We start from the raw sequence: 24600 nt of genomic DNA on the forward strand, positions 1-24600 counted from the left end.
AAGTCCCCTACTGGTCGATCGCTATGCGTGTTGTTGTCGGTGATGCGCCGGGCTAGGTCGGCTTGCGTGCGGTGACTCGCGTCACCATCGGCATCGGCATGTCGTTGGGTGGCGGCTCGCGCAGCGTCAGCCGCCCGAGCACGTCATTGCGAATGGTGGCATCCAGCTCGGCATTGCCGGTCGATGACACCAGCTCGACGCGACTGATGCGTCCGGTGGCGTCGGCCCATAGCCGCACCTGCAGCCGCATCACCGCGTGCTTGGTCTTGTCGTTGCCGCGCAGCGCTGCTTCGATCTGGGTCTGCACGATCGAGGCATACCACCCCCAGCGGCTGCCACCGCCGCCACGGCCGCCATAGGGGCTGCCGCCAACCTTGCTGCCAAGATTGAACAGATCGGCCGGACCGACGGCCTTGGCATCGAGCGCGAGCGGACCAGGAGGTTCCTCGTTCTTCGCGTCCTTCACCGGATCGTCGACGGGTTTCTCGACCGGCTTGTCTTCGAGCATCTCCTGCTCGACCATCTTCGGCTGATCGATCACTTTCGGCTGCTCGATCATCGGCGGAGGTGGCGGCGGCGGCGGGAGGATGTTGACCACCGTCAGCTCGCGCACCTGCTTGGGAGGCGGTGCATCGTTGCCCTGCCCCAGGAAGGCCACGACCCCGCCCACCAGCAGCGCGATAACGGCAAGCGCAGCCCCATAGCGCAACAGCGACTTGCGTTCGCCGGCCTGTTCGGAAATCTCAGGTTTGGCAGAGAACCGCTTCACGACGCGACCTCGAGACGCACGTTGTCTGCGAGGCGCTCGGACACATACTCCAACACGAATTTGACCACCGCGTCGAAGTCGAGCGTCTGCAGGATCAGACGGGTACCGCCCGGCGCCTCCATCACGAGTTCGAATTGCGACGACGTCGTGTCGAATTCCACATAGGAATCGCTGTCGATCACAAGCCGCAGATACGGCTGATGTGAGAGCGTGAGCGAGAGTTGGTTCGACATCGGCGCCAATTCATCGACGCGACGGCGAAGCTGATGCGCCAGTTTGACCAGCAGCGCCTCTCCACGAATCGGAAACGGAAGCAGCTTTCCCGCCACCGGCGGCAACGCCTGAACCGTTGCGACCGCCTCGGGCGTTGTCGGGTTCGCGCCGTTGGAAAGCACACGCGCTCCTATCCCGCGCAGCCAGGACCACAGCGTCCTGAACGCCTTGCTGGTATTGTCGTGAAAATGACCGGCGGTGTTCATCGGCGTTACTTCACAAGTGGTTTCGTCGCGAGGCCGACCTGCGACAGGCCGATGCGGCCGAGCATGTCGAGCACGTCCATCACGCTCTGGTACTGGGTCTGCGCATCGCCGCGCAGAACCACCGGGAATTCCGGCGTCAACGCCTTTTGCTGAATCAAACGCTGCTCGAGCTCCGGCAGTGTCACCGGTATGGTGTCGAGGAACAGCTTGCCGTCATTGGCGACGGTGATCGCCTTAGTCGTCTGCGTCGCCAGGCTCGGAGCCGCGGATGCCTTGGGCAGATTGACCTTCTGCCCCTGCACCGTCGCGGTAGTCATCACAATGAAGATGATGAGCAGCACGTAAGCCAGGTCCAGCATCGGCGTGATGTTGATGTCATCGTAAGGCTTGGACTTGCTCTGGACCTGCATGCCCGTTACTCCGCCGCCTGCCGGTGTTCGACCGGCAGATCCGAGGAATACGATTCGGCCATCCTGGTGACGAACTCGTCGATGAAGACCTGCATGTCGCTGGTGAGTTCGCCGATCCGCGTCACCAGGTAATTGTAGGCAAACAGCGCGGGGATCGCGACGACGAGGCCGGCAACGGTCGCAACCAGCGCCGCGGCGATGCCCGGCGCGATGGCATTGACGTTGACGTCACCGCTCTCGGCGATCGCGGCGAAGGTGATCATGACGCCGACCACGGTTCCCAGAAGGCCGAGGAACGGGCCGCCGGAGATGGCGATGGTGAGCACGACCATCAGCTTGTTGAGACGCTGGGTCTCCTTGACATAGACGCTGTCCAACGCGGCACGGATCGCCGAGATCGCCGGACCCGAGAGCCGCACCACCTTGTCACCATCGCCGAAGCGCTGGCTGATCTGCTCGGCACCGGCGTGATAGATCCGGTACAGCGACGACGCCCGGACCGTCTGTCCTTCTTCTTCGTCGAAGTGGCTGCCCAGCACGGCTGCGTCGTCAGCATTGCCACGATCGAGGGCTGTCAGGTTGGTGGCAAGCTTGCGGAAGCTTCTCATGAAGCGGTCGTTGGCCTTGGCCTGCCTGTTGAGGTAGCTGACGCGGTCGATGGTCACGATCCAGCTGGCAATCGCCATGATGATCAGCAGTCCGATGACGACCCAGCCATCGACCGTGACCGACTTCAAGATGATCGCAAAATAGCCGGTCAACCAGCTCGCGGTCTCTTCGTCGGCACCGAAGGCGATCAATTTGGCAGGCTCGCTGCCCTGTTCGATCGCGGCATATTTGATGAAGCCCGCTCCTCGCGCGACCTTCGAAATCTGCAGCTCGTCGATGTCACCGGCGAAGCCGACCATGGCGACCGCTGCGGGCGCGGCCTCCACTGCCGGGGCAGCCGTTCCGTCGGCTGCAGGTGCTGCAGCATCGGCGGCAGGAACGGCCGGTGCCGCCGCAGCGGCGGGCGCAACGTCGCCGCCGAGACGGGCGATGCCGTTCAGCGCCGGGAGTGTCGCGTTCAGAGTCGCATAGGGCTTGCCATCGAGATACACCGTGACGACGCCGCTTGCGGCGGCGACGGCCAGATGCCGCCAGCTGTTCGCAGCGACCGGCGCACCAGCGCCGCTGCGCTGGACGCCGGCCGCATTGCTGACCTCGACAAACGGGGCACCGTTGTCGAGACCGATAACAACGCCGTTCGCGCCATCGCGACGGCTATAGAGTGCGGCATTGGGCTGCAGGGCTGCCGGCTTGATCCAGGCCGACCAGGTGAACGGCGCGCCATCCGCCATCGTCAGGGATGGCGAAGCCGGCAGGGTCAGCGGCAGACGACCGTCGAGACGAAGGCCGGTACCGATCAGCGAGCCGTCGGCAGGCTGGCCAACGCTCTGCGCATTGCTCGCCCAGACCGTGGAGTCGATCGCCGGGGTTCCGCGCTCGGTGAAGTGATAGACGAGCGCGGTATCCGGATCGTAAGTGCCCTTGGCGTCGTTGGTCGCCACGGCTTTCTTGTTGCCGTAATACAGCCAGAACTCCGACTTGGCACCGGACTGCACGTTGGGGAGCGCCACCCAGACAAGCGCCTCGCCGAGCAGCGAGTCATACTTCTCGACATGATGCTTGAGCGGCGTCTTGTCGTCGCCGGCGACGAAGCGCAAGTCGCTGCCGTCATCCTTGGCTAGGCTGAAGCGGAAATTGCCGACATGCAGACGCACCAGCGTCGGCACCGTGCCGATCGGATCGGTGATGTTGGCACCGGTCGCGCTGGCATCGATGTTGATCTTCTTGCGCAGCCGCCACTCGTCGTTCCACCACGCCTGAGCGGAGGATGGGAGCAGCGATATTGCCGCGGTGATGCCCAGTACGAGTGCTGCGACCGTATTGGCCGCCCTTCGCCGCAAAGCCGAATGGCCGCTGCCGCTCATGTGATTCCACCCCATAGCCATCAGAATTCACCCCAAAGTCGAAAGTTGACGCGCGCCGAACCGGCATGCGTGTAAGCTTGGCTGACCATCGGCACGGAATAGGCGATCATGCCGTTGAAACCGTCGAACATCTTGAACCGCGTTCCCGCGCCGTAGCTCCAGACGTCGAATTTGGATTGCTGCTCGGGCAGCGGACGGCGGACGTTGACATGGCCGGCGTCGGCGAAGCCGAAGAACCGCCATTCATTGAACGTCGCGAAGCGCGGCGCGCCCTGCCCGGTCTCGTCCTTCATTTCCTTCTGCAGCATCGCTCCGACATCGGGAGTCCGCAGTTCGAGATTCCCTGCGATGCCATCGTCGCCGAGCACTTCGGATTCCAGATAGCCGCGCACGGTATCAAGGCCGCCGACGCTGAACTGCTCGCTGGACACCAGCGGGCCATCGGCAAGCTGTCCCTGAACCTTGCCGTAGAACTGGAACCCTTCCGGCAACTCGTGGGTATGGGACAGATCGAGGTTCAGATGCGAGAAGCTGGCGGAGGCGTAGGCACGCTTGTTGTCGAATGCGACCCAATCGCTGCTGGGCGTCCGCATGTTGTAGGTAAACCCGGCATTGAGCTGGGTGCTCGACTTCTCGGTCTGGAACGTCGCGCCGTAGCTGGCGACGAACGGATAATAGGTAACCGGGGTCGAGAAGCCCGCAACGCTGCTTCGTACGGTCTGATCGAAGTGCTTGTAGTCGAGGCCAAACGAGATCGTGTGGAAGAAATTCTCACGTGCCGGCAGGGTCACCACGGCGCGTCCGCCGATGATCTCACCGGGGCCGATGACGTTCATCCCGCCAATGGTCGCGACGTCGCTGCTCGACTTGACGCCGTAGAACAACAGCGACAGCCAATCGACGTCAGGAACACGCGCCATGTATGAGCCCGAGAACACCTCGGCATCGCTCTTGTTCTCCGGCGCAACCTGGTAGCTGAAGCTGAACGAATGTCCGAGCTGCCACAGGTTGTCGTAGCGCACCGTACCGAGCAGGCGCGTGGCCGACGTGTTGGGTGACTGGCGATTGTTGACCTCGAGGCTGGCATGCAGCGGCACCTTGTCCTCGACGTTGAGATCGACGTCGACCGTCCCGGGCGTGACGCCTGCGCGCAACGCCGGCGTGATGCGACGATCGGGCCATTGGTTCAGGCCGACGATGTCGCGTGTCACGTCGTTGAAGTTCGGCACGGTGCCCTGCTTCAGCGAGCCCGCACGCTCCTTGATTTTTTCCAGATCGAAGTAGCGCGAGTTCTTCACCCGCAACTGCCCGACCTTCAATTCCGAGACCTTGAGGATCACCGAGCCGGTGAGCGCATTCTGCTGCGGAACGGACACGCTGACAGTCTGAAAGCCCTTGTCGTGATAGGCCTTTTCGAGCGCAGCGCGGGCCTTTTCGACATCGTTGGCGGTGCGGTTGTGCCCGAGGAACGGATAGATCGCTTCCTCGACCTGGATCTGCGGCAGGGTCTCCGCGCCCTGCACGGCGAAATCGAAAATATCGAAGCGCTGCAAAGGCGCGGCCGGCGCGGGCTTCGATTCCGCGGGCGGGTTACCCGCCGCTTGTTTGGCCTGCGTTGCCTGCTTGGCCGCAACCTGCTCTCCAGCTTTGGCATCGGCACCCTTGGCATAAGCGACAGCCGGCACGCAACCGAACGCGCCAACGCTCATCAACATCAATGCTTCCGGCGCAGAACATTGCAAAAATCGCAGCTTCGACAAGCCCGCGCTGACGTCGTGACGAATTCCAAGAAGCATCTTTCAAACCCACAGAAGGCCCGACTGTCCGCGTGCAATCCGCCCGCGGTCAGGTCCCTATGTCCTGAAGACGTCTTGGAGCGCCCTAACCCGCAAAAGAAAATTAAGAAAATTCTGCAAACCGAATCGCGCGCATCCGAAACGCGCGACTGCGCAACGGCGCCTGGAGCGACGCAATACAATCGCCCGCACCGCATGATCGTTGCGGAAGTGAAGCAATCAGCTCAGCAGAACGATGCCGCCGGGCAACGACCGAACATCCGCACCGAACAGTTGCCGGACCTGAGCTACAAAGTCATCGAGCTTGTCGGTCTGGAAGGTGCCGTTAACGAGGCGCCGTCCGAGCTCGGAATTCATCACAACGATCTTGCCGGGACGATAGCGATTGACTTCGTTGACCACGGCGCCAAGCGGCTTATCCCGGAAAATCAACAGGTTATCGCGCCATGCGACCGCTTGCCCGGGATCGGCGACGGGCTGCGGCGCGCCCAGCAGATCGGCCGTCGAGTAGGACACCTGTTCGCCGCGGCCAAGCTGCACGCTGCGATCCCCCTGCGTCACCGTCACTGAGCCGTCCAGACATGTCGCCAGCACAACACCGTCGATGCAACGGATATTGAACTCGGCCGTGGCGGAGGCAATCCGGCCATTGCCGGCAACTAGTATCAGCGGCTCCGACGACGCACGCCTGGCATTGACGGCCGCTTCGCCGCTGATCAGCTCGATGCGCGACGCGCTTCCGTCGCCGCGGATCGACATGCTCGTCTGCGTGCTGAGCTTGATGGCGACATTGTCCGCAATCGAAACGTCCCGCTGTTCGCCCTTCGCCGTGCGATAGTCGGCGGACAACTCCTGAAGCGAGGGCCACATCGCCATTGGCGGATTCAGCAGCATATAGCCAGCGGCAGATGCGGCGATCGCGCCGCCGAGCAGTGCGCGACGGCCAAACACAGGCCGCGCCGATGGCGAAAGCTGCACCGGAAGTGAACGCGCGTTGCGCCGCTCGAGTTGCGCGCCCAAGGCACCAAGATCCCGAAACAATCGTACGGCTTGCGTGAACGCCTCTTCGTGCTGCAGGCTCTGTTGCCGCCATTGCTGCAGCGCCGCCGCGTCGTCGGTTGTCGCACTCCCGGAACGCAGCAGAACGACCCAGTCCATCGCCTGGTCCCGCATCGCGGCTTCGTCGGCCGGTTCTGTCACGAGACCACCGCTTGCTGCACGGCCGCGACCGAGCATTCGCGCACCTCAACGCGAACGAAAACCCGGGCATATCGCAGATCGTACATCATGGGTGGGACAAGGATTCGGACGTGGTTAAAAGGCGCAGGAAAACAACACCTCTAGAGTTCTAGACGGTTGAAGCAAGGCTATCCCGCAATCCCGGTCAAAAATAATTGAAAATACGTGGCGCGCGTGTCGCCGCAGCTCCCAAAACCGGTGCAGTGGGCAGCCGTCATGAACGCGGTCGGGGACCGCCGGCACGGCGGACCAACCTGCGGCCAAGCCGCTCTGCACAGTGTTTCAGGGCATTCTTCAGATCGATTTCGACCGTGCGGACGCTGACGCCGAGCAGCGTCGCGATTTCATGGTCCGGCAGCTTCCTGACCACTGCCGCCATGAAGACCTGGCGTGCCCGCGTGGGTAACTCTGCCAGCGCGCGGTCGAGCGCTTCGATATCCTGGCGGCTTTCGAGGATCGCTGCCGCATCGGGGGAATCGTCGGGAATATCGAGCAAGGCGTCGACGGCGTTCCCGCTAAGAAGGCGCCTATCGATCCGCCGATGGTCGGTCGCGACATTGAGCGCGATACGGAATAGGAATTCCTTGGGGCTATGCACCGGCACGTCGTCCGTCACGCGCTCAACCCGCAGGAACGTCTCCTGCAACGCATCGCCGGCAAGATCGGCAGAGCCCAATCGCCGCGTCAAACGCCTGAAAAGGCCGCCGTAATCAGCAGCCAGCACAGTGCGCAACGTTGTACGATTAACCCCGGTCAACGGCGACTGCCCCAGTACGCGCACAGACAAACCCAGAAACACCCACCGGTAGTTAACGACCGCACATGACAAATTGATTACGCGCTCGCGCCGCAGCTTCGGACTATCTCACCGATCGCGCATCGAACGCCACTGGCAGCAAGACCGTGAGCTGCTCGGGCATGTCGGCCGGGATTGGCGGCAGCGGCTGCGCCCGTCGCAGGGTCTCAAGTGCCTCGCGATCGAGCACCTGCCGCCCCGAACTCGACTTGACACCGACCTGCACGAGACTGCCGTCGCGGCGCATCGCAAACATCACGAGCACTGTGCCCTGCAGCCCGTCGCGCCGTGCTGCGTCGGGGTAGCGCCGAAAGCGCTCGATATGGGCAAGCAACTGGCGCTGAAAGCGAAACGCCGCGCCGCCGGGCGCCGGCTGCGCCTGACCGGTGTTGGCTGGCTCCTGTTTGGCAGACGGCGCGGCGCGCGCCGGAACGGCTTGCTGCCGCTGCGGCATTTCCGGCTCGACCGGCGGCTGTGCCGGCTCGGCCAAGGTCGGCGGAGTCCGAAAGTCGGCGATCGGCGGCGTGGATTGAACAGAGGCCTGCTTGAGCTCAGCCGTCGGCCCCGGCGTCGGGATCAGTTCGACATGGATGGTGGACTCGTTGCTGCGCCCGGTGATGCCCGCCGGCTGCTGGTGCAGCCAGTAAACGCCCGCCGCGAGCAACATCGGCACCAGGACGATACTGCCGATCAGCCAGCGCCACGGGCCGGACCAGTCCGCCGTCTCGCCATGAGGCTCGCTCGCGACCTCCGGCTGGCCCCTTCGGATCCCCTTCCACAGACCACGCGTCACGCCAATCACATCGATCTCACGGTAATCATCACCATGACCGGTTGCGGCGTATTGGCGGGGGGCGCCTGGCTGATCTGCAGCCCGTCAAGCAGACGGGAAATCACGACGTCCCTGTCCTGGTCGCCCGACGACCGGAACAATTCGGTTCGCCGCACCGTGCGGGGACCGTCGATCCACAACTTGATGCCAGCGCTGTAGCTGCCGTTGCGGGTCTTGGCGTCCTTCTTCAGTGCCTGCTGAATATCGCTCTGAATGACGCCGGCATAGGCGCGAAGCTCGGACGGATCGCTGCGTTCGGCCGACGGACGCACCCGCAACGTGTCGAGCGACAGATCGGCCTTCGCGAAAACGGCCGATGGCGGGCCGTCCAGGTCGGCCGATGCCGGCGCCAGTGTGATCGCATTGGCGCGTGTATAGTGAATCGTCAAATCGGTGTCGGCAAGCAGTTCGCGTAGCGCCGCGTCGCGCGACAGTTGGCCAACGACCTTGGTCGACATACGGCCGATACTATTGCTGCTCTCATAGAGCAATTGCACGCCGGTGATCTTGCTGTAGGCTTGCAGAGCCGACGCCAGCGGCTGACTCGGAATGTCGAAGTTCAACGCTGCCAGATATTGCCGCTCTTCGGCAGCAACGATCGCCGGGACCATGGCCCCAGTCGCCATGGCCGCAATAACGGCGCCAAGCATGCACCACCGCAGGCGCCCGAGCAACGAGGTCGGCCCTGCCCCTGCGGGGCCAAGCCGCAGCCGCCAGTCTGCTCTCTCGTACCGCCCGCTGATGCGCACTTGACCAACTTGTCTCACGGAATTCGAACGTCAGCGCGTTGTCGCGCTTCCACGCCGAGAACGACCAACAGGGCGTTCATATCCGCACGGTGGCGCTGCGGCAAGCACAGACAAACCCGCAGTCTTGATTGTCTAGCTGACCGTTCAGTCGCGCGAAAATATGAACTATTCGTGACAGTCCTGCGCGAGGGTGCAGTGGCGCAAGGTCGCCTATCAATTGCAGCTCACGATCCCGAAGCTGGCCAGGCTGATGCACGCGGCCAAGCCCGCCGTGCTGGCCTTCATGAGCTTTCCGGCGACGCATCGAGCCAAGCTGCACTCCACCAATCCGATCGAGCGCCTGAGCGGCGAGATCAAGCGCCGCACCGAGGCGGTCGGCATCTTCCCCAATGAGGCTGCCATCCAGGATCACCGGCGCGATCCAGCTCCCCGCGTTCAATAGTGCAATAAAAGCGATTCAAAACGCGAAAGTTGTGATTTACTGGTCAGGATTTACGTTACATTTTTTAACAGCGTGAGGCTTTCGGTCGGATCCGCGCGATATCGCGATTCCAACATTTGAACACCGCGCGCAACGTTTCCAGCATATTGCATAAGTTGGCATTCGCGCTTGCTTCACGTTCGCTGCAACTCGGTGCAAGTTTTACTATTTTTGAATAGAGTTACCGGCGACACAAATGCAGTTGCGCAATTTTGATTCAAAGTTCGAAAACACCGCTTCAAGACCCGCAATCATCGTTGCAATCTTCAATATCAACGTTGCTAAGTTCAGGAATTCCGATTCAGGCTGAAAGCAGCGGAACGTTGGCGGAACGACTACAGAGCGCCACCTTTAAAGACGGCAGCTTGCCGCTCAACTGTGAGGTCCGCTGCTCATAACAGGGCTTTCACCAGACGGCAGACGACCCTCGATTTTCTTTCTGCCTTTTCGAGCGCCGGCACGACGTCGATAGTTGTGACATGCGCGACGCCCGTCCACGTAACAGCGGAAAATCTGGACCCCCTCACTCTGGTCAGCCAAGCACTTTGATTTTCTCTCTGGCTGAAAATTCTTCGCCGGCGCAAATTTTTGGCTTGCTTCGATGGAGCTCAGACTTGGATGGCCAAAACCTGCGTTCCGCGTAGGTGCCGCCGCCGCAACCTCATTTATCCACAGGAGTAGAGATGACCAAACCGATCACGAGACACCGCGCTAGGCAGGCGGATTACCAACGCGCTTACCGAGTGCAACAAGAATATCTGCGCAAGCCCTCTCGTGACGATGTCGCGCGACTCTCCACGCAATACAACCTCAAGGCCGCCAGCCTCGACCTCCCGGCGTTGCAGGCCGAATGGACGGAAGCCTGCGCGTCCAATTTCGTCGTCCGATCCGGCCGCAAGAACAAGGTTCGTACAGTCTCTCAAGCCGTACTGCAGCGGGGAAGTGCCGGAAGACATCGGCCGCGATCTGGTCGTCCTGCAGGATCTCTCCTCGAGGCCCAACGGTGGTCGCGGCGAGCGCATCGCGATGAGGACCGCCACAATCGCCCGGTCACGATCTGCGTCCCCGGTCGAACTCAACAGCTCGACCCGGTCCAGACGCTCAGAGGAAGCGACCCAGACGTCCATTGCCAGGCGAAATTGCCCGGGCCTGGTGAGGCATTCCGGCACAAGGCGTTCAGGATCTCGCTTTGCAGCCTTGCATCGTATAGCTGCTGCTCCGACCGAACCGGAGGCGCGCCGCGTGCAACATCGCGAACGAGGATAGCGGCCTGCTGCGACGTGTACCGGGCGACCAAGCCCGATCCGTCGATTATTTCGTCCAACGCCGCGCGCGGCGCGAAAACGCCGTTGACCGATCTTGAAACGACGCTGGCAGACTCTTCGTCTGACAGAAGGATTTGATATCCACTGATGCTGCTGAACGCTTCCAGCGCTTCGGACAACGGTCTTGCCGGGATTTCAAAGGATCTCGGCTGGTCGTCCACCATGGTTCGCGGCGATTGCGCGACAGCATCGGCAATTCAGACTATCAGACCCAGCGACACAGACACGCGCGCGGCCACGAGCTTAACGCATCGGGTCGGCAATCTCTGCGCCTGATGCATCCTTTGCCGTTGACGCACACTTATTTCCAAACGCTTCGCGGCTGACATGCTGAAACATCGTCGCTTCGACAGACAGCAACCGTTCCGCTGAACTGAAATATACAACGTAACGTCTAGGTCGTGGATTATAACGGTTTGACGACGGCGGAAATCGGCTCAGCTCGAGGTTGTAATTAGCGTCGCAAGAGCACGGCGCGACTACTCCACCCGCGGCAGCCCAACCGCAGGCGGACGATTTGCCCCAACTCCCAACTGACCGATCGATGCCCGCGGCATCGACCGCGACTATTTACTCACTGAATCCCGGCAGACGCCCGCTTTTCGGCAGCGAGACCCGCCACCTGTTCGTCAGTCAATTCACCGACGCCGAGCACCTGGTACGGGCTGCTTGCGTCGTAGCTTTGCTGGCCAGGATTCTTGCGACGACGATCCGCATCGCCGTCATTCGGCGTCTCTCCGGTGCCACCGCCATAGCCCAACACCTCGACGATGATGACCGATGGACCGGCGGAACCGCTGCCCTGGCTCGGTGTCTCTGCCTGCTTGGCGGCGGCACCGGCGGTGTTCGACGCCTCGGTCAGCCCGGTGATGTTGGGCGCCTGGACGGTCGGCAGGCCGGTGGTGGCGCCGCTGACCTTGAAGTTGTCGGCATTGACGATGCGTAGGGCAGCGACCGAGAGATTGCCGGCGGAGCGCACGCCGGCATCGCCGGCATCGACGGCACCGCGCGGCGCCAGCAGATAGACGTTGGGCGCAGCGGTACCGACGTCGGGCGGCAGCGCGGCGATGCCGGCACCCGATGTCGAGCCGGCCTGGTCGGGCTCGGCATAGAGATTCTCGCCGATACGGATCTGCACCGGCGGGAAGTTCGGCGTAGTCTTGGCGCCCTGCCCGGCGTTGAGATCGGCATTCGACGACCACATGGTGATGTCGCCACCCTTCACCGTGAACAGCCGGCTCTGGTTGAGCAGGAAGTCGCCGTCGGTGAACGTGTTGATGGATCCACCGCGCTGGGTCAGAACACCTTCATAGCCTGGCGGGATCGCCTCGATGGACGATATGTTCGCTGCGGTGTTGGTGCCGGTGGAATGATATTGCGGGCTCTGCAGGCCGTAGGCCGCATAGTTGCGCCGCGCCGCCTGCTGCGCGGTGCTGACGACCGAGCCGGCCAGCACGCGCCCGCCGGGGCCGAGGATGTTGATATTGCCGCCATTGATGGTCTCGATGGCGGCCAGCCGCAGATCGAGATCGCCGGTATGGACGATGGCGCCGTCATTCGCGCCGCCTTCCAGGCCGTTGGCGGTATAGCCGAGCGAGGCCGGGAACAGCGTATTCACCGCGGCGTAACCGCGTGAATATTTCAGGTACGACGGCCCGCCCTTGATCGACGGCGCCCGCAGCTCGTCGAAATAGACCTCGTTGATCAGGAACAGCCGCTGGCGCAGTTCCGGGAGGGTCAGGAAGGCCTGATAGGCCTGCTGTTCGGTCACGTCGCCGGTGCCGAACTTGACCTTCAACACATCCGCGGCATGGCTCTTCATCCAGTCGACGAGCTTCTTACCGTAGTCGCCGAGCGCATTCGCCGCGGTGCCCGGCGCCACATAGGCGTCACGCAACCCGTCATAATTCGCGCCCTTGGCGGTGCCGAATTGCACGGTGATGTTGGCGCCCGCCGCCGGCAGATAGGGATTCCAGTCGTTGCCCACCGTGATGATCCCCTCGCCGAAGCGTAGCGTCGATCCCAGGGCTCTCGGAAAATCGCCGTTTCCAGTCCCCGAGAAGTTCCAGTCCTTGATCTCGGCGGAGTTCAGGAACGGTCCCATGTTGCGTCCGGCCTCGACCATCAGGTCGCCCGGCCCGCCGAGGATGAAGGTGTTGCCCTGCACCGCGGGCTTGGCCGGCCCCGTCACGAAAGAGACATCGCCGTTGGCGGCGCGGGTGAAGGTTTTCGCTGCGGCGAGCGTCGTGGTGGCGATCAGGTCGCGGCCGGCGACGATGCGCGTCACATCGGTCGGGCTGAGATTCTGGCCGAAGAACACCATGTTGACAATGTCGCGCCCGGCTTCGATCCGCGCCTGCTTGGGCACCGACAGCGTCACGCCCTTGACCGCCGTGCCGATATCGCCGTCCGCGTAGATGGTGACCGGCGTGGCGTCGCCGGCGTGGGTCGTCGCGGCGTTATGCAGCCGTTCGAGCTGCGCCTCGCTCTTGCTGGCAATCACCTGCGGAAAATCGAACTGGTAGTAGATATTGGCTAGACGTGTGGTGGGCACAACGGTCACGATATTCGCGCCGAGGGTGAAAAGCCCCGGCAGATAATAGGGGTCGCTGTCGAGCATGGCGATCTGCGTCGGCGCGATGTTGCCGCCGGCGAAGACGCCGAGTTGTCCGACCGTGCTCGGTGTCAGTAGGATCGCGCTCGGCGCATCGTAATTGTATTCCGGCAGTGCTTTGTTCGCGTCGCCAACAAAGCCGACAGGTGTCGCGAGCGTGCGCAGATTCACATCGCCCAGCAGCGAGGCCAGCGTCAGCGTACCGGGATAGATCGCATAGGCGCCGGTGCGGTAACCTGTCAGAGCAGGCGCCACCATGCCGGTGTTGGTGACGGTGATGGCTCCGTTGGCCACCATGTTCAACGCACTGCGATCCGAATAGAAGCCGTCGAGCTGGCCGATGCCCATGACGCTGATGCGGCCGCCCGCCGCCAGATCGACAGTGGCGTCATCGATCCGGAAGTGGGTTTCGCTGTTCAGCACGATCGGGACAACTGGCCAATGCCAATGGTTGGATGGATCCGAATAGGCGACCGTGTTCTGTCCGGTCACAACGGGAAGGTCGCCGATGGTCCCGCCTGCCGAAAGCCGTACCGCGCCGCTCGGCGCATCGATCCGCGCCCCCAGAATGTCGGACCCGGCACGGATCGCGACGTTGCCGCCGCCCATGGTGAGCAACACTTTGGTGGCGCTGCCGTTCGCCGGCGTCGCCACGCCGGTGACGAGCGACGTATCGGCAACCGCGAGGATGTCCGACGCCTTGCCGCCCGCATCAATGCGGATATTGCCGCCACCCAGCGCGCCGATGCCGGCGCGGAACAGTTGCGGATTGATGGACGCCGTCGTGGCGTCCTGCGTCACGCTGCCGATCCGCCAAGGCTGATCGTAAGCGAGAGCAGGCAGCGATCCGTTCAGGAAGGTCACCTTCCCGATCCACGGCGATAGCGGCCAGCTGGCGTTCCGATTGTTAGCAAGGATGCTGAACGACAGGTCGCGGCGGCCGAGCACGTCGCCCTGGGCAGTCACGCCGATATCGCCGCCGCCAACGAGTTGCATCGTGTCGGCGATCACCACGCTGGCGATGTCCCTTCTCCCGTCGGCGGCCGTCAGACCATAGGTGAACACCGGCGGCGCGCTGAAGATCGAGGTCGCCGATGCCAAAGCGGTGATCTGCACCGCGGCACCCGTCGCCGGGTCGGGCAGCACCTCGGAGATCGAAGCGACGGGATGGCCGGCCGTATAGACCACCGCGCCGCCCAACTGCCCTTTGCTGATATCGGGCGTGGTGTCGGCGCTGCCGTCGGGCTTAATGTATTGAATGGTGCTGCCGCCGGTCAGGTCGACATTGCCGGCAGCGGCCATGCGGATGCTGCCGGTGCCGGTCCGCACCACGGTCTGGGGAAGCAGCGGGATGGTGATGGAGCCGCCGCCGCCCGGGATACCGCCAGGAAATTGTTGCAGAAACTGCGAGAACAGGGCAACGGAGATCGTGACCTGATGGTCACTGTAGTTTGGGTCGGTACCGGTCCAGACCTTCACGTGCGCATTCGGATCTGCGGCGAGAGTCTGGTTGATGAAGGTGGCGAAGTCAGTCGGCACTGTCGATGCGTATTGCAGAGTGATCGCGGCATCGGCCGAAAGGCCGGGGATCAGAGTCTGCAAATAGGTTAAGAAACTGGTCGAGCCAGTCTTGAACACAGACCCGAACGATCCGCTAAAGTTGAGCGCATCGATCATCTTGACCGAGAAACTGCTGCCACCACCAACGACGACCGCCGAAACGCTCATCGTTGAAGGTTTGGGGCCATCGACGATGAGATTGCCAGCCGAGGCCGCGGCGATGCGCAGCGGATCGGCGCTAGACATCGCGGCTCCCGCCGTCAGCCGATAGTCGGATGACGCAACGATTTTGCCATTCGGCAGCAACGGCATGACCACGGCGCTGGCGAGCGGATCGCCTGCGCCGCCAGCCCCGGCGCCCTGGGCCGCCGGCGAATTCCCGACCACGCTGAAAGGCATGATCGGCTTCGGCAGCAGCGCGCCACTGGTTACACTTTGAGTAAGCTGATCGATATACTGGATCCCATCATACCAATGCGTATCGAAGATATTTCCTGTGCCGGCGCCATTCGGATCGAAGTTACCAATCGGATCGTTCAGATAGGTTTGCCAGCTCACATAGCTTCCGCCGTTCTTCAACTGCCAGGCGTCAAGGTTCAGGACTGTGCCTGAGCCAGTTCCGCGCTTGGCGTACAGATAGGATTGATACGTCGCGTCATATTGATCGCGGAACTGGAAGAAGCCATCAGTGAGGCTGCCCTGAAGATGCAGATCGCCGCCGGCGCGTAGCGAGATCAGGGGTGCTGCGCCGGTCGCTTTGCCGCCGACGCGATAGGTCATGGTGGTGTAGTTTGCCAGCAGGTCGGCCTCGCGGCCGGCGACGACATAATCCTGCCCGCTGAACGAATCGGTCGCCATCGCGCCCGCGGCCTTGGCGGCCGTCACATTGACCGTGCCGGCGCCGAGATTCCAGTTCGAGGCCAGAGTGATGTTGCCGTCGTGTTTCAACTCGACGCCGGGCCGCGCATTGAAATTGGCCTGCGCGTCGAGCCCGCCAAGATTTCCATAGGCCGCCGAGACGTCAAAACCCCGGACGAATTCGACCACGGTGCCGGCGCCGTTGTCGCCGAGGAAGTTGAGTCCGGCGACGGTGGCGAGCGTGCCGTCGGCATTGGCGGTGTCGAGGCCGGCCGTCAGATCGAGCGTGATCGCGTTGGTCGCGGCGGCGCGGGTGACTCCGCTGTAGAGACCGCTGGCGGCGACAGCCGCAAGATCCCAGCGCTTGAAACCTTCGAGATCGATGGCGCGTGCGCCCTTGATGCTGCCGGCCGAGGCGACGCTGACGTTCACCGTGTTCTTGCCATTTCCGTCGGTGACCACCGGCGCGCGGAAACTGACGATGCCGCCCTGGTCGCCCTGGACATACTGATAGTTCACGGTGCCGTTGCGCATGATACGCACAAGGCGGTTGCCAGGGCGGCTGGCCGAGGCGTCGACCGCCGCGCCCGCATCGATCTGGATGCTGCCGCTGTCGGCAACGGTGCCCTTGACGCTGCCGTCTGCCTGAATGACGCCGTGCCCGGTCAGGAAGTCGGTGCCGAGGGTGATGTTGCCGGCCTTGGCCTGCCGGGTATCGTCGGCGGCATAGCCGCTGGCATGGGTATCGAGTCGCGCGGTGCGTTCCAGTGTGACGCCGTTGACACCGTAGAGTTCAATGTCGCCGCCATTGACGCCTGACGTGTCGATGGTGCCGGCGATTTTGACTAAGCCGCCGTCGGCGGTCAGCTTGACCGAGCCCGATTTGAGAACCTGCCCAGCGGTGAGCTTGATGTCGCCGGTGCGGGTGCGCACGTCGAAGCCGCCAGTGAAGCCGTTGGCGACGACGCGGTCGTTCATGGCGACGAGATCGATGCCGCCATTGCTGTCGAGCGAGAATCTGCCGCCCAGCCCGCCCACACCACCCTTGCCGTTAAGGACCGCCGTGCCCCAGTCGACCGCACCATTCGGGGTCGCGAGCTTGAGATTGCCGCCATTGCCGCTACCGCCGCCGACCGACAGAAGCGCATCGCCGAGCGTAATGCCTGTGCTGCCGAGCGCGGTGAGCGCCAACGTGCCGCCGGGGGCTGCCACGGTCTGCGGATCGGCGGCGTCGCCGAAGGTTTTGCTGTAGCCCGGCGCTTCCAGCACCGCGCCGTTCGACAGCACGAGGTTGCCGCTCGCCGCCACGGTGAGCGAACCGGCGGTGGCACGCAGACGCGTTCCGGCGATCGAGATTCCATTGCCTGCGATGGTCAGCGATGAACCGGGAATGCCCGGAAGGTTGGCGACGTCGATGGCGGTTGTGCCGGCATTGCTGACGTTCACCGCGCCGGTCGTTCGCAGCGTCATCGCGGTCGCCGACTTCGCGGTCGTGCCGGCCACGGCGCGGTCGCCGATATAGGGCGCGATCAGGGCCAGGTTAGCTGAACCCACATCGATCACGCCATTGCTGGCGGTCGAGAACATGCCGTTCGCCGCGGCAAGGCTGACGCTCGCGAAATTGGCTGTAGCGAGCGTGCCGCTGCCGATCCAGATTTCGGTCGCGGCGATCGAGAGCGCGCCGGTGCCGGCGACCGGTGCGCCCGGAGCGCCGGAATTGGCCAATTGCAGGCGCGTGGCATTGATCGCAACAGCGCCGCCCTGCCGCGACTCCAGCGTCGCTGCGTCGAAGGTCATGGCGCCGAACGAATAGCTGCCGTCGTCGAAGCCGATCGAACCCTGCGAGCGCAGCGTCAGCGAACTGCCCTGCGACAGCACCGCCAGCAATTGCGGGGTGATCGCCAGCGTGCCGGCGGTGACGCTGCCGGAAGTAAAGGCCAGCGCGCCGGCGCCGAAGGCAATGTCCTGGCCGCGCAACTGCGCGCCGCTGGCGATCGAGGCATTGTGCGAGGTGTCGAGGCCGATCGCATTGCCCTGCAGGGTCGCGTTGCCGACATTGAGATTGGCGGCGAGCCCTGCCGGGCTGCCGGGATTGGTGGCGGATACCGGCGTGCGCAGCCGCTGCACCACGCGCTGCGGACCATTCGCGACCCGAACCAATGCACCGATCGCGATCTGCTTTGGGTTCACGAACATGTTCGAGCCGCCGCTATCCTGCGTCGCAGTAAGGGTGCCGTCGATGACATAAGCGCCGGCGCGCTGGTCGCTCAACGCGCCGGTGGCGACGATCGTGGCGCCATCATTCAGAGTGAGGCTCGATGCGATACTGCCGCTCGGGCCGTCATCGACCGCGAACAGGATTTCCGGTCCCACCAGAGGATTGGCCGCATCGTTCGCGACCAGGATGGTGCGGGCGGTGAGCGCAAGGCTGGTGGTGCCGTCGGCATTGTCGGTACGGATGCCGCCGATCAGCAGGCTTTCGGCATTGAGCCTGTTCAGGCCGGCGGCGGTGAGGTGGATGGCGCCGTCGTTCGGCGCACCGGCGAGCGACGACACGATATCGATGTTGCTGCCGCTGATATCGACCTGCGCGCCGCGCCCGCCGGGCGCCGCAGCAGCCATCACGGTCGCATCGATGCTCAAGGCCGTGATTGGATTGAGCACGAGCCGGCCGGCGTCGAGGCCGGTGCGCGGGACGACGGTGCCGTTGCTCGTCGCCTTGGCGATCGCAAAATTGTTGCCGGAGGTCAGCACGATTTTGGAATAGGACCTGATCGTGTCCTGCGACTGGACGCTGAACAGCCGGAGCTGGGATTGCGACCCGCCCGAGAGGGCGTCGCCATAGTAGCCGGAGGTCAGCAGCGAGCCGTCGGCCTGGGCCACCGAGAGACCCGCCATGACGTTCTTCGCGCCGGTCTGCTCGACCACCCGCATGCCGCCCGGCAGCATGGCATATTGCGCCGGCAACAATGTGTACCAGCCCGCGGCTACTCCGTTGCCGCCGGACAGATAGACCCGCTTCCCAACTTCGGAAGCAGCCGTCAGGCTGGCGTAATTGGCCGAATAGATCGGATCGTAGGCTGCGACCGGCGCATTCGAGACGCCCGGCACGATGGCATAGACCTGCCGGCCGTCGGGATATTGATAGCCCACGCCGTTGATCTTGTTGGCGCTGTACTGATCGGAGTTGAACTGGCTGAGAACATCGCGCGAGCCGCCGGTGCCGGGAACGAATTCATAGGCATAGACGTCGCCGCCGCCGGTGAGATCGATGGTGGCGCCGGCTCCCAGGGTAATGCTGCCGGCGTTCAGGCTAAGCACCTTGGTGGGCGGCGCGGTCAGCGCATCCTTCACGGTCGGCGCGAAGTACCACTCCATCGTATCGGTAGTGGTGCCGTAGGGAATCGACAGACCGTTGGCGGAGACCGAGGTGACGCTGCCGGCGGCGAGGACGACGCTTTTTGTTGCCGGCGCATAGGTGGTGGTGAAGTCGGTAGTGGTCGCGGTGGCGACTGCATTGCTGCCAAGCGTCAGGGTGCCGAACGGCACCCGGACGACGCCGCCCTGGATGATATTCGCCGCCTGGATCAGCAGATTGCCGCCCGCCGAATAGGGTGCCGCGGGTGTGTCCGTGCCACTGCGGCCGATGGCGATGGTGCCGTTGGCCGCCGCCGAGGTGATGGCGAAGCTGGTGCCGGTGGTTGGGTAGATCTGCCCGGCGACCAGCGCCAGATCGCCATTGATCGCGATCATTCCTCTGAGCGACGGCGTGCTGGCGGTGACGCCCGAATAGGTCACTTGCCACGGCACCACACCGGTCAGGCGGATATCGCCGCTCGCATTGAAGCTCGCATTAGTGACCGATTTATCGAACAGCACGGTGCCGGCGATGTCGATCTGGCTGGCGCGGAAGGTGACGCTGCCGCCGGCCGCCGTTCCGGTGGTGACCAGCGCGGCCTGATCGACCTGGTTCTGCAGCGCTATATAGGGCGCTTCGATCGCCAGCGCGCCGTCCGTGGAAATCACCGGCGTGAAGCTCGCGGCCTTGCGGGACTCGAGCCCGCTGAGAGGCTTGGGCAGCAGGAAAAACGCACGGTCGAGCACCACGCGTGCGTCGCCGCGCGACGTGATGTTGCCCATCGCAACGAAGGTATCGAACCCGGCCTGCGCGATCATGTCGGCCGAGATGACGTTCGCCATGGGCGTGGAAGGATCGTGCTGGGTGAAGATCGGGGTGGAAAATTGCAGCGTTCCACCCTGCGCGGCGGCGCTGCCGCCCTGGGCCCGGATGATCGCCCCGGTCAGCGTCCCCCCTGCTCCGGCAGACAGGGTACCGGCATCGCTCCAGACCGGTGTGCTGACATAGCTGGCGCGCTGGAAGGCGGCACTCGCGGTCAGAACATCGAAGGCGCCGGCGGCGCCGGACAGATCCAGCAGTGCGCCGGGACGCGCAATGAGAGCGCCGCCAACACGGATTGGCGAGGTGATCGAGGTACTATCGGTCGTCACCGTCGGCATGACCGCCAGCGAGCCGCCGCCGACCACGGCGCCGGCCGCAAACGCGTGGCCGAAACGATCGACGGCGCGCTGATTGAGGATCACCGAACCGGACAGATCGGTGACGCTGCCCGTGGCAAGCACCATGCCCTGGCCCTGGTCGAGAACCCCAACTTTGTAGATGGGGCGATTGGCGGCCAAAGTGAGGTTGGTGATCCCACTCAACTGGCTGGCATCGTTGAGATAGATTTTTCCGTCAGGCCGGATCGTGAAAATGTCGGACAGGGCGTGGATGCCGAACGATCCGCTGGTGGAGGACGTTGCGGCCAACGCGTAGATCCGCGGCAGCACCATTTGCTGGGTGATCGAGCCGCCGGCGATCCGGATCGAGCCCTCGTTCAACAGGGCGCCGACCGTCAGCGAACTGCCGGCCGCACCGGTGACGCTACCGCCTTGCGCGACCCGAAGCTCCAGCGCCCCGCCCAGCACCAGGCTGACCGCGCGCTGATCCCACGGACTGACGGCCACCGATGCCGTCAGCAAGCTGTTGACGTCGCCGCCGCTGTCCATGGCGAGTAACGCCTGGCTCTGGTCGGCGCTGAACATGTTCGGCAGCATCGACTGCTGCAGCGCGAGCGTCTGGCCCGCGCCGATGGTGATCGTCTGCACCGCCAGCAGCGCGTTGTTGCCGACGATTCCATTATTGAAGGTATTGGGTGTCAGCTCCGTCTTGGTCGAGGTGATGTTGTATTTGGCAAAGCCAGCGGTTGAAAAGAAATCGAACGGCAGCACCGCCCCCACCGAAGCCGGCTGGGTTCCCAATGCAAATTCAGGTGTAACCAGCGTGAAGGTGCCGCCGCCGCCGAGTCCGTGGGCAAGAATGGCCGTGGGGTCGAGTACCAGATGCGCATTGATGCGATCCGGGTTGATCGAGGTTCCTTCGAATTGATTGGGGCCGATGAACGCGTCGACCTGGAAGCCCGGGAAATGGTTGTCAGGATCCGTCTGATAGTAGCTGACATCCATCGACAGCGACAGGTTGCCGCCCCTTGCCGCGAGATCAACATTCCCCTTGCGATCAACCCGTCCCCCGCCCGACAGGTTGAGGGTGGACCCGGCGCCGACCAGAATGCTGCCGGAGATATCCCGCACCTTGGCGATATCAATGTCGGAGTAAGCCGCGGTGTCGACGGGCAGGTTGGTGACTGCGAAGGCGAGCCCTCTGTCGTCGAGCTTCTGCAGAATATTGGCCGCCGTCTTGATCGAGATCGCTCCGCCGTTGAGCCAGGCCTTGTTCTGGATGTAATCGAGCGGCGCGGTGTATTCATTGACCCATTGGCCGGCGACCGACAGATCGCCGGCAATGGAAATGTCAAAATCGCCTACCGCAGCAAGCTTGCCGGCGTTCGGACCGAGCAGCGTTCCGCTTCCGAGAATATAGGCGGTCTCCAGCGAAATCCGTCCTGAAGGTACCGTGACATCGCCGTTCACTGAAATGCGACGTCCTGCGGCCAACTGGAACAAGCCACCGGCATTAAGCGTGACGCTGGTACCGGACTCGACCGTGATTTTTCCAAGGGTGGACAGTGAGACCTGGCTGAGACCGGAATTCGACAGCTGACCGTCGGTCAGGACTATCGAACTGGCCCGGCTGGCAGGAATCACCGGCCCGGTGACCGGCGTCGGCGCGACGTATGTTCCAGTGTTGCCGTCGATCGTGCCGCGCGTCCACCCGTCGAAGGCGCTATCCGGCACGGCGGGTGCAGCGTGGGTAATCGTTGCATCGGAGATGCCGTTGACGATCAGCGCGCCGCCCGCGGGCAATTGACCGTTGGACGATTGCACGGCGCGCAGATCGCCCGCCACGCTCGACGTACCGGAGCCGGTCTTCGAATCGGCAAGCTGGCGCTTCCCCGCATAGACCTGAGTGGAAATCGCGGAGTCGATGATGAGTGCCGCTGCGGTTGCCGTCAGGACTCCGGCATCGCGGCCTTCGGTAAAGGCTGGAATGAACTGGCCGTTCAGCCTCAGCGTATCGGCCCAGGTCTCGCTGAAGCCCCAATGCGCGTGATTTCGGGTAAAGCCGCCGTTGGCGATCCCGACATAGACCACGCTCGGATCGGCATCGCCTATATCGACGCTCCGTCCGAATTGATCGAGCAGCCTGGTGGTGCGGATGGTGCCGGCCGCAAAGCTCGCCCAGCCGCCTGAGGCGTTAATGACCGACCCGGCCCTGAGATAGAGGTTGGGTGTGTTGAAGGTTTGCAGCCGCCCCGGCGTTCCGGGTGCCGACGGACCGAAGGCAACATTGCCGCCCTTGGTCATCAGCCGGTCGGCGCTGAGGCCGACAAGCTGGTAATAGGCCGTGGCATCGATCAGCGGCGAGCCGATCCAGGCCACGCCGTCGGCACGTACGCCGGATCGGCGCGGGTCGAGATAGATGGTGGCGCCATTGAGGAAGCCGTCGCGATACAGCGGGCTGTCGCGCAACTCGTTCTTCTTGGCCGGATCGATCACGATCTGGACCTGATTGATCGGCACCTGCACGTCGGTCAGACCGGCAACGTTGATTTCGGCGCCGGCGTTGATGACGATGGTCTGGTTAAGCGGCTCGCTGCTTGAGCCGCGAACCGCACTTGCGCCGAACTGCACATTCGCGCCCGGCGCGAACAGGAAGGCCCCCGACTGCATTTCGATATTGTTGGCATTGTCGCCGACCTTGATCGCCGAGGGCTTGAAGGCAGACAGCGATGTCGGGTCCTGCGGAATCGTTTCTCCCCCACGGTCGGGCAGGATCGAAAGAAGCGACCCGCTCCCGAGGCGAACGTCGCTGCCGTCGATGGCAATCGAACCATTGCGCGAGACGCTGGTCGTCGCGGACAGGGTTCCATCGTTGTAGCTGGCCCCGCCGACCGGGAAATAAGTGTTCCGGTTCGGACTGACGAGCGTAATGTTTCCCCGATCCGTCTCGATCAGGCCGCCGGCCTGGTTCCAGACGAAATAGCCCGCAGCGTTGGTCCCGCCCTGCACGAATGGCACCAGGCCGCGAACATTCGGGTCGGGCCTGGCGCCATACAGCGGCACCGCGTCTCCGGCCGCGCCGGTCGATGGCGTCAGCAGCAGAGCGGAGCCGGTCGCAGCCAGCAATACCTGTCCCGCAGGCGCGACAATCCGGCCGGCATTGCTGATTTGCGGGGCGGTGAGAAGAACGAGACCGCCGTTTGGGGCGGCGACGATCGAGGCACCCTGCCCCACGCTGATCGTCCCGGTGGTCGGAACGACGCTCGTCGGATAGTTGATACCGGGCTTGGTGTTGAGGACGCTGAACGCCGAGAATTGCGCGAAGGTCGAGAAGTCGCCGTTAAAGTTGTTCGGGCCTGTGGAGGCGTCGTAGCCCAGCAGCCCGTTCTGAAGAAAGTTCTGGTTACGCCAGGCGATGTCCGTCACCTTCGCTTTTTGAGCGCCGTTGACAGTGGTGTAGATCGCCGACGGTCCGACATCGAGCGTGCTGGCGATCAGGCTGCCGACGTTGATCTGGCTGCCTGCGCCGAAGATGATGCCGTTCGGATTGATCACCAGGACCGTGCCGTCGGCCTTGATGGTCCCGAGGATGCGGCTCGGCGCCAGCGCCGGGTCGATCACCCGGTTCAGCGCCACCCAATCGCGGTTGCCCTGCTGGTTGTAGCTGAGGTCGGTCTTCTCACCGATGTTAAACGTGCGCCAAGTCAGCACCGCATTCTTCTGCGTCTGGACGATATCAACCTTGATGCGATCGCCCTGCACCGCATCGGTCGGCGCACCGGCACCGATCCAGACCGCATCGGCGCCAGTCGCCCGGTCCAAACCGCCGGCTCGCAAGCCATTTACAATCCCGCTCGGCGCGCTGGCGAGCGACGCTGCTGCCGCATCGCGCGCCGCGGCCTGCATCTGCTGCAATGCCAGGATCGCACCGGTGGCGCGGCTCAACGCGTCCTGCGCCTTCCGCGCGGCTTGCGCGGCCCCGGCCGCCACAGCCTGCGACGCATCGATCGCGGCCTGCGACGGCGATGGCGATGGTCCCCCTGCGAGCGGTCGGGCACCGGCGTCCGGCATGGCGATCAACAACGCGACCGCGCTGACGCCTGCGAACAGCCAGGCGGGACGAGGAGCCCGCCCGAGGATTGGCGATTTCGAGTGAGCGTCGGAGCGGGTCATGGCATTCGGTTCCGGCATCAACATCAAC

Annotated in this window: 11 protein-coding genes and 1 pseudogene; 2 read left to right on the top strand and 10 right to left on the bottom strand. The window is 63.6% G+C overall.

Annotated features, from left to right (window positions below; genetic code table 11):
* Nucleotides 1-52: 52 nt before the first annotated feature.
* From ACUXVA_RS28950 to ACUXVA_RS28990, 9 genes are all read right to left on the bottom strand, one after another.
* Complete coding sequence (locus ACUXVA_RS28950; protein WP_445489665.1) at nt 53-769, bottom strand: TonB C-terminal domain-containing protein; 717 nt, start codon at nt 767-769, stop codon at nt 53-55.
* Complete coding sequence (locus ACUXVA_RS28955) at nt 766-1248, bottom strand: hypothetical protein (RefSeq protein WP_265082463.1); 483 nt, start codon at nt 1246-1248, stop codon at nt 766-768. Before ACUXVA_RS28955 ends, ACUXVA_RS28950 begins: the two co-directional genes overlap by 4 nt.
* Before the next feature lie 5 nt (nt 1249-1253).
* Complete coding sequence (locus ACUXVA_RS28960) at nt 1254-1658, bottom strand: ExbD/TolR family protein (protein ID WP_265082462.1); 405 nt, start codon at nt 1656-1658, stop codon at nt 1254-1256.
* A gap of 5 nt (nt 1659-1663) precedes the next feature.
* On the bottom strand, nt 1664-3631 hold the full coding sequence (locus ACUXVA_RS28965) for a DUF2341 domain-containing protein (protein WP_445489668.1): 1968 nt from the start codon (nt 3629-3631) through the stop codon (nt 1664-1666).
* A gap of 20 nt (nt 3632-3651) precedes the next feature.
* On the bottom strand, nt 3652-5346 hold the full coding sequence (locus tag ACUXVA_RS28970) for a ShlB/FhaC/HecB family hemolysin secretion/activation protein (protein WP_445489670.1): 1695 nt from the start codon (nt 5344-5346) through the stop codon (nt 3652-3654).
* A 300-nt stretch (nt 5347-5646) separates the two neighbouring features.
* Nucleotides 5647-6663: a FecR family protein gene (locus ACUXVA_RS28975; protein WP_445489672.1), complete on the bottom strand. Its 1017-nt coding sequence runs from the start codon at nt 6661-6663 to the stop codon at nt 5647-5649.
* 217 nt (nt 6664-6880) lie between these two features.
* Complete coding sequence (locus tag ACUXVA_RS28980) at nt 6881-7423, bottom strand: RNA polymerase sigma factor (RefSeq protein WP_445489674.1); 543 nt, start codon at nt 7421-7423, stop codon at nt 6881-6883.
* Nucleotides 7424-7526: 103 nt separating this feature from the next.
* Nucleotides 7527-8264, bottom strand: coding sequence for an energy transducer TonB (locus ACUXVA_RS28985; protein ID WP_265082456.1), 738 nt, complete (start codon nt 8262-8264; stop codon nt 7527-7529).
* Entirely contained in the window at nt 8261-8905 is a 645-nt protein-coding gene (locus ACUXVA_RS28990; RefSeq protein ID WP_445489676.1) for an STN domain-containing protein, read from the bottom strand. Before ACUXVA_RS28990 ends, ACUXVA_RS28985 begins: the two co-directional genes overlap by 4 nt.
* Nucleotides 8906-9227: 322 nt before the next feature.
* Here ACUXVA_RS28990 and ACUXVA_RS28995 point away from each other — a divergent pair.
* Nucleotides 9228-9446, top strand: a pseudogene (locus ACUXVA_RS28995) (transposase); the annotation flags it as partial.
* A 761-nt stretch (nt 9447-10207) separates the two neighbouring features.
* The gene (locus tag ACUXVA_RS29000; RefSeq protein WP_445489678.1) at nt 10208-10927 is read left to right on the top strand and encodes a hypothetical protein; all 720 of its coding nucleotides are present in this window, start codon (nt 10208-10210) and stop codon (nt 10925-10927) included.
* A gap of 496 nt (nt 10928-11423) precedes the next feature.
* On the opposite strand, the gene ACUXVA_RS29005 is transcribed toward ACUXVA_RS29000, so the two are convergent.
* A complete protein-coding gene (locus ACUXVA_RS29005) occupies nt 11424-24572 on the bottom strand; it encodes a filamentous haemagglutinin family protein (protein WP_445489680.1) in 13149 nt (4382 codons plus the stop codon).
* Between the last annotated feature and the right edge of the window lie 28 nt (nt 24573-24600).

Source organism: Rhodopseudomonas sp. RCAM05734 (assembly GCF_052658035.1).

Coding starts and splice junctions, on each gene's coding strand:
- ACUXVA_RS28955 (WP_265082463.1), bottom strand. CDS start 1,248: ATGAACACCGCCGGTCATTTTCACGACAATACCAGCAAGGCGTTCAGG.
- ACUXVA_RS28960 (WP_265082462.1), bottom strand. CDS start 1,658: ATGCAGGTCCAGAGCAAGTCCAAGCCTTACGATGACATCAACATCACG.
- ACUXVA_RS28965 (WP_445489668.1), bottom strand. CDS start 3,631: ATGAGCGGCAGCGGCCATTCGGCTTTGCGGCGAAGGGCGGCCAATACG.
- ACUXVA_RS28970 (WP_445489670.1), bottom strand. CDS start 5,346: ATGTTGATGAGCGTTGGCGCGTTCGGTTGCGTGCCGGCTGTCGCTTAT.
- ACUXVA_RS28975 (WP_445489672.1), bottom strand. CDS start 6,663: ATGCTCGGTCGCGGCCGTGCAGCAAGCGGTGGTCTCGTGACAGAACCG.
- ACUXVA_RS28990 (WP_445489676.1), bottom strand. CDS start 8,905: ATGGTCCCGGCGATCGTTGCTGCCGAAGAGCGGCAATATCTGGCAGCG.
- ACUXVA_RS29000 (WP_445489678.1), top strand. CDS start 10,208: ATGACCAAACCGATCACGAGACACCGCGCTAGGCAGGCGGATTACCAA.
- ACUXVA_RS29005 (WP_445489680.1), bottom strand. CDS start 24,572: ATGACCCGCTCCGACGCTCACTCGAAATCGCCAATCCTCGGGCGGGCT.